The 4,704-nt window shown below is 53.4% G+C and carries 3 protein-coding genes; all 3 read right to left on the bottom strand.

What is annotated here, in order from left to right; genetic code table 11:
• Window positions 1-181 precede the first annotated feature (181 nt).
• Window positions 182-1,666 (bottom strand): AMP-binding protein, encoded by a 1,485-nt coding sequence (locus tag Z052_RS14750; protein ID WP_094519923.1) that lies wholly within the window; start codon window positions 1,664-1,666, stop codon window positions 182-184.
• A gap of 2 nt (window positions 1,667-1,668) precedes the next feature.
• A complete protein-coding gene (locus Z052_RS14745) occupies window positions 1,669-3,498 on the bottom strand; it encodes an acyl-CoA dehydrogenase family protein (RefSeq protein WP_094519922.1) in 1,830 nt (609 codons plus the stop codon).
• Window positions 3,499-4,208: 710 nt separating this feature from the next.
• Complete coding sequence (locus Z052_RS21045) at window positions 4,209-4,577, bottom strand: hypothetical protein (RefSeq protein WP_241897965.1); 369 nt, start codon at window positions 4,575-4,577, stop codon at window positions 4,209-4,211.
• Window positions 4,578-4,704: the final 127 nt, after the last annotated feature.

Here is a 4,704-nt window from a genome sequence, read left to right as displayed (position 1 = left end):
CGAGCGCGCTCGCGCAACTCCTCAGAGGGAAACGCTCTTTTGATCCGGTCGACAATCACTGAATCCGGTGGTTCGTAACTCACAGCAGCCACCGGGTTTCTCTGACAGGTAGTCCCAACGATATTCAAATCAGCAGACGGCGCTGGCGTGAGGCGTTAAACTACAACGAATGGGTGGGGTGTTAAGAGTGTTTCAAATCCAACCTCTCTCGGAGGGTCTCCTTTTGGATTTTGCCTGTGCTGGTTAACGGGAGCTCGTCTAATGTGAATATCTCATCGGGAATCCACCAGTCGTTGATTTGTCCCTTTTCGACTGCCTTCGTTAGTTGGTCATATACCGATTCTTTCTCGAATGTATCGTCAACTGGTGTTACAGCGGCAACTGGCCGTTCGCCCCATTCATCGTCGGGTTTCCCGAGAACAGCGGCGTTGGCGACGGTTGTCGTGTCTACGATAATCGATTCGAGAATGCTTGATGGAATCCACTCTCCGCCACTCTTTATCGTGTCATCGACGCGGTCGAGAATCCGAATTCCACCATCTGGCATCCGTCGCCCGATGTCTCCCGTGTTGAACCAACCGTCGACGAAGGCGTCTGCAGTCTTTTCTGGCAGTTTGTAATAGCCGTCGGGGAGCCACGGTGCCCGAAATTGAATTTCACCCATATCATCTTCCATACCCTCTCGGTGTACGAGTTGGAATTCGCCGAATGGTACTGGGTGAGTCACCCGGCGCAGATACTCATACCCTCCCTCGTCCCGAGCCTCGTCACTCCAAATCGATATCGAGGCGGCGAGCATGTCTGTCCCGCCATAGATCGTCGAGAATTCGATATCGTGCTCGCGGAACTGGGAGACCAGATCACGCTGGATCGTGCTACCACCGGTCAACACCTTGAGGCCGTCAAGAGAGTAATCTGTTTCCAGCAACTGGCGTGCCATCGTCGGGACCATGTTCGTCCAAGTTGCCTCGCCGTCTTCAACCAGCGACCCGACTGTTTCCGGGTCGTATTGGCCTGTCATCAGTAGGTCTGTGCCAAGATACGGCGCGATGACCGGGGATCCCCAAGCCAGTAGGTGGAACATCGGGATACTGGGTAACAGGGTGTCCTCTCCTGACAGCGAGGCTGGTGTGTCGTATTCGGTCAGTTGGTGTGCGATACTCACGCCACCGTGGATGAATTGCTCGTGGGTGTATCTGACCGGCTTGGGTTTACCAGTCGTGCCTGAGGTGAACAGCATAACTGCTGGGGTATCTTCCTCAACGTCGAGAGTAACTGGGTCACTTTCTTCGAGGTCATCAGTATGTAGCGTTTCGCCTGGGAATTGCTGGGCGAGTGCTTCGAAGTCATCAGAGTAGATCAGATGGGTCGAATCTGATTTCTCCAGCGTGTATCCGATTTGCTCGGGTGGGAGATTCAGATTCACCGGGTAGATGATCGCTTCCATTCCAGTGATAGCGTACAGCAATTCGAAAAATTTGGGCGTATTCCAGTCAGCGACTGCGACGACAGTCCCAGCATCTACCCCGCGATCCGCAAGCCCACCTGCTAGTCTCTGGGCATTCTCGTATGCCTGTTCGTACGTCGTTTCACTGGCCCCGTCGGAGACGGTACTGTTGTGGAACAGCGTGCGCGCTCTGTCGAGGACTGAGGGTATGGTGTACATTGTTAGGTTGTAACTGGTTGTTCTGGAAGTTTCGTATCGTCGAGACTGTCGTACTGGACAATTGCGTCGAAGTACTCCATCGCGGGAGTCGCATCAGTCTGCACGCCAGGCGAATCGGACGCCAACTCGCGCTCGACAAATAGGTTCGCAACGATTGCTTTGCGAGCGTCACCGTCGTCCAAGTGTTCTTGTGCCCGACTTAGGAGAATACTGGCCGTGACGACGTCATAGATGTACTCAGTGACGTCCTTTGCGGCATATTGTGCGGACTCGTCGTCTGTCGTGGCCAGTCCGAGCAGCGCTTCTTGTAATTGTTCAAACTCCGCTTGTACCGTTTCTGCGAGCGGTTGGAGATACGGATGCTCGACGTTGTCTAGATATCCCGAGACGAGCGGTAGCAATGCCTCGTGTGCGGCCTCTTTCTCCATGGCTCGCAGCACATCAAGTGAGAGGATGTTCGCCGTCCCCTCCCAGATTGGTAGGACCTGTGCATCGCGGTACAGGCGGTGGGTGACGAAATCATCGACATATCCGTTTCCACCCTGGATTTCCATGGCATATGACGCAGTTTCGACGGCTTTCCGCGTCGTGACGTGCTTGGAGACCGGAACCAGCAGTCGCATCAACTGGAATGCGTCGTCATCACCGTGATCACGCTCGTATCTGTCCAACCATCGGGCAGCTTCCATTGCGAAAGTCAACGTAGCCTCGTGGTCAACAGCCATCTCCACCAAGTCGCGCTGCATAAGCGGGAAGTCTTGAATCGCCTGTCCAAACGCATCCCGATTCGCTGCTTTGACCTTGCTCTCAAGCAACAATCGTCCGATGATGCCGACAGCACCCACAGAATTAGTCACTCGCTCCCAGTTCACCATCGTCGTCATGTACTTGAACCCGCGCTCGGGCTCACCAACGAGATAACCAGTGGTACCGTCGAATTCGACTTCACCAGTAGGGACGCTCTCTGTGCCGAGTTTGTCTTTGAGCCGCCGATATCGCTGTTCGTTCAACTCTCCTGACGGCAATTCGTGTGGAACAAGAAATAGCGAAAGCCCCCTTGTACCATCGGGCGCGTCGGGACGTCGAGCAAGGGCCAAAGTCCCCTGAGCGTCGATGTTCGAACAGAACCATTTCTCTCCGGTCAATTTGTACTCTCGCGTCTGTAACTCACCACCGTCTTGAGTGGCTTTGGCTTGAGCAGCTGATGATTCAGTTGCCTGGTGCGGCGCCACCACAGGCTCAGCATCTGTTTCGGCCGCCCCGACATCACTTCCGCCTTGCTCCTCGGTGAGGAACATCGCACCTTCGATGACGGTCTCATAGTCGGTGGACGCAAGCTGGTCCAGATACTCGGTGTAGTCTTCCGTATGGTCGTGATTTCGCAATGTCAGCGCGACTCCTGCCGTCATGGACTGCGCGCAGACAAGTCCCGTGTCGGCATACGAAAGAAGTAGTTGCTCAGTCAAGGTGTGGAGTAACCCAACTGGTTCATCTCGTCCTTCCGGTGGCTTGAATGCATCAGCGACGATTCCATGTTCATAGATGAGTCGTTCGTTCTCAAGCTGATCGGGGTGGTACTCAACTTGGTTTAGCAACTTCCCATACTTGTCGTGTGATTGGAGTGTCGGCCCGTGTCTGTCGATTCGGTCTGCGTTGTCTGCGATAGTGTGACCGACAATATGGCCGAATTCTTGGAGTTTCTCCTCCGCCCACCCGAATTCGTCATCTGGATAGAGTCGCCTCGCTTCTTCCTGTAGAACGGGGTTGAGATCCCAGTAATTGACATGGCGTCCCTCCTCAAACTGCTCGTACTCTATGGGTGGTTCTACCATAGTTTACTGAGTATACAAACCAATTAATAATGAATATTAGTGAATGTACTATTGGTTGTATATTGTTTATTATCTGAGGAGAACGGGCCACAGTTGATAATCAAAGTTTTCGTGGGAGATGTATTCGCAGCCGATCACATCGGAGTTGAGTGAAAGTGTCCGTGTGTAACCCAGCGGCTAAGTTCGACGACGACCCATTGTAGAGGAGGTACGAGACAACTCGGTTCCTCACTTCGCTATCCACACCCGTCGCCGGATCGGCGGAGAACGGTTTGTGGATGTGGGATTCGTCTACGGGGCGGATGGGAAGTGCGTCATTAATTTGGAGTTCAAGATCGAAGACGGCTGACGAGCGATCAACGACTATCAAGAGAAGCTGACTGCGGTCGACATCGGTCGGCAGATTACGACGGTCGAACTCGCCGTGCTGGCGAACGAACTCTAGTCACTCGCTGAGACCTTGGACTACTGGATGACACAGGCGCTCTACTCGACTCGGCAGTCTTCGTGGGCTGATGATCGAAAGGCAAGCCCGCAGACGGTCAACGACCAGGTCCGGTCGGCAAAGGAGAAGCTCCATTTCAAGGAGGCATGCTGGCGGAAGCTGTACGCACTTATGTGAAGGCCCACCTAGCTGAGGCGGTCGAACTCTGGCATAGGCACTCAAAATCGTCGGCCTCATCCTCTAACTTAACACCAGCTTAAGTGGCTCATGCGTCGCGTTGTCGGAAGACAAGAGCGACAAGCGCCACAACAAGCACAATCTGAACGATTTTATCGACATACCCGACGAGAGTGAAGTTCCCCGCCTTGGCGATATACCACAGTGGGATCTGGACAGCTGTATACGGAATCGCGGCGATAGCGAGACCATGGCGACGGACACCCCGTGTGTACAGGAGCATTCCCCCGATGAAGCCAACACCAGCAAGAAGTACCGGCGGCGCTCCCTCTACAACACCAGCATATAGGTGTGTTGCGGCTGTGATGCCTAACAGAATAAGTACGACTTGCTCAAGTGTTGATAGCGAGTTTATCCCAGAACTCCCCGCCGGCGCCTGTTGAGTCGGTGTAGACACATTATATTAGTGTGACTCGACAAGTATTATTGTTGTGCTATTAATACAAGACCATTTGAAGAATAAGACTTCAGCGGATCTAATGGCTGTGAATGATACTCACGGATATAAATACGTGAACACATCT

The organism is Halorubrum sp. C191, from assembly GCF_002727095.1.
GTDB lineage: Archaea > Halobacteriota > Halobacteria > Halobacteriales > Haloferacaceae > Halorubrum > Halorubrum ezzemoulense.
The sequence above is the reverse complement of the archived record's forward strand: the minus strand, read 5'-3'. Positions and strand labels throughout refer to the sequence as shown.

Excerpts from the sequence above, each read along its gene's own strand:
- Z052_RS14750 (WP_094519923.1), bottom strand. The coding sequence starts at position 1,666 with ATGTACACCATACCCTCAGTCCTCGACAGAGCGCGCACGCTGTTCCAC.
- Z052_RS14745 (WP_094519922.1), bottom strand. The coding sequence starts at position 3,498 with ATGGTAGAACCACCCATAGAGTACGAGCAGTTTGAGGAGGGACGCCAT.